The 1,931-nt window shown below is 42.8% G+C and carries 2 protein-coding genes; both read right to left on the reverse strand.

Annotation, left to right across the window (positions count from 1 at the left end):
- Positions 1–99: 99 nt before the first annotated feature.
- The gene (locus tag FC82_RS11660) at positions 100–843 is read right to left on the reverse strand and encodes a glucose 1-dehydrogenase (protein ID WP_056997087.1); all 744 of its coding nucleotides are present in this window, start codon (positions 841–843) and stop codon (positions 100–102) included.
- Between the two features lie 653 nt (positions 844–1,496).
- On the reverse strand, positions 1,497–1,931 hold a 435-nt coding region (locus tag FC82_RS11665; RefSeq protein WP_156405149.1), incomplete at its 5' end, for an ROK family protein.

Consider the following 1,931-nt stretch of genomic DNA (forward strand, 5'->3'; position numbering starts at 1 on the left):
AAGACAATAAAAAACTGGCATTGGCGTGATCACCAATACCAGAAATTTTACAGCCCAAAAAAAGCATCGGTTAAGCGCCGGTGCTTTTTTGTCGCTACTTTATTGTGCGATGAACCCGCCATCAATGACGAATTCGGCGCCTGTGGTGAAGCTGGATTTGTCTGAGGCCAGGTAGACACAGATGTTACCGATGTCTTCCGGCTTGCCGATGTGACCAAGTGGGGTGATCTTTGCCATTGCGGGTTTCATATCAGCTGGCACCAGGCCGGTGTCAATGAAGCCGGGGTGGACGGAATTGACCCGAACGTTGTACTTGTGGGTGGCAGCGTCCAACGCAGCGCCCTTCGTTAACAGACGTGTACCGCCTTTGCTGGCGTTGTAACCAGCGTAGTCAGGCACGCCGACAAAGCCTTCAATCGAGGAAATGTTGATGATTGAACCACCGTTGCCTTTGCGCATCTGCTTCATGCCGTGCTTGATGCCAAGGAAGGTCCCGGTCAGGTTAACATCGATGACGTGGTTCCAGTCTTCCAATTTTTCTTCGTCGATCGGCACACCAGCGTCGGAGACCCCGGCGTTGTTGACGACGATGTCTAAATGACCGTACTTATTGTAGGCGTCTTCAGTGACCTTTTGCCAGTTGTCTTCATCGGTGACTTCCAGCAGTTGAAATTCGGTGTTCTCTGGGTACTTTGCCAAGAATGCTTTCGTTTCATCGTGCATTCGGTGACTGGTCACAATAACCTTTGCGCCTTCGTCCACGAACGTTTGACAAACGCCTAAACCGATCCCGGTTGCAGCACCGGTAACTAATGCGACTTTATTTTCGAGTAATCCTGCCATGTTAATAACCTCCAGTATTTGGGTAGCTTTGGTATACGATTTTTAATCAAGCGGTGTTTACCGCACACGCTTACAGGTTGATTATATGGATAGTCGGATGGATTGTGAAATTAATATTAATTATTATTAATTCAGAATATCTATCGTTCAGGAGAAACGAAACTTGGAATAACGAAAGTGACTTATTTGTCTTCCACAAACAGACAAAGAATTGGTTGATGGTTGCAAAAAAAGTTGCTTTAGCAAATAATGGCTTTAATTATTTGAAAATCTCTTATAAAGCAGTCATTTGAATTTCAAGATTGAAAATGTATCAATCATTAGAATTTGCGCAGGCAAAAGATGGGGCAACAGTACCGTGATATATCTAAGCAGCGCTAAATTTGATTCCTTAGCGGTGTCGGATTTATCTAGTCAAAACGAACAGTAAGCAGCCGCACCCAGACATACAAGGCACCCTAAACTAAAATCTAAATTGGGATTTTGGTTTGGGATGCCTTGTATTTGTGAACAAAAATTATGTTTTGGCCAACGCTCTGTATCCTAATATTAGTTAGGTACGATTTTTCAAGCTATCTTTCTCAGTCACTCTCCTTAATTTGTTGAATTGTACCTTTTTAATGATTGTCTCTGAGGCTGGAATCTTTTCTGTTTCATTCTGCCACCGCAATTTTGTTCAAAATCAATTGGGAAATACCATTCAAGGAAGCATTTTGTTTATAGTACGCTGGTTTTAACACAGGCGGGAATGGCACATTAGTCTTTAAAATAGGGTTTAATTCTTTCGCGAAAAGATCAAACTGCGCTTCCATTCCACCACCAATAGTGATGATTTCAGGATCCCAAGCGATGCATAAATTACTTATTTGATAACCAAGATTCAAAAAGATTTTTTGTTTGAGGTCAGCTAAAGGCGTATTAGGATCGAATTGCGTTTCCCAAAAAGTCTTTGCATCCATCGACGTTTTACTTATCTTTGCAATCTGTTCTGCAATTCCTTTCCCACCGGTTAATTCTTCAAATGGCGCGTGCCCGTTTGAAAAGGCATCATTGTTTCGGGTGAACGGATTCAGTAAATAGCCAATCTC

This window comes from Secundilactobacillus collinoides DSM 20515 = JCM 1123, from assembly GCF_001435975.1.
In the GTDB taxonomy this organism is placed as follows: Bacteria; Bacillota; Bacilli; order Lactobacillales; family Lactobacillaceae; genus Secundilactobacillus; species Secundilactobacillus collinoides.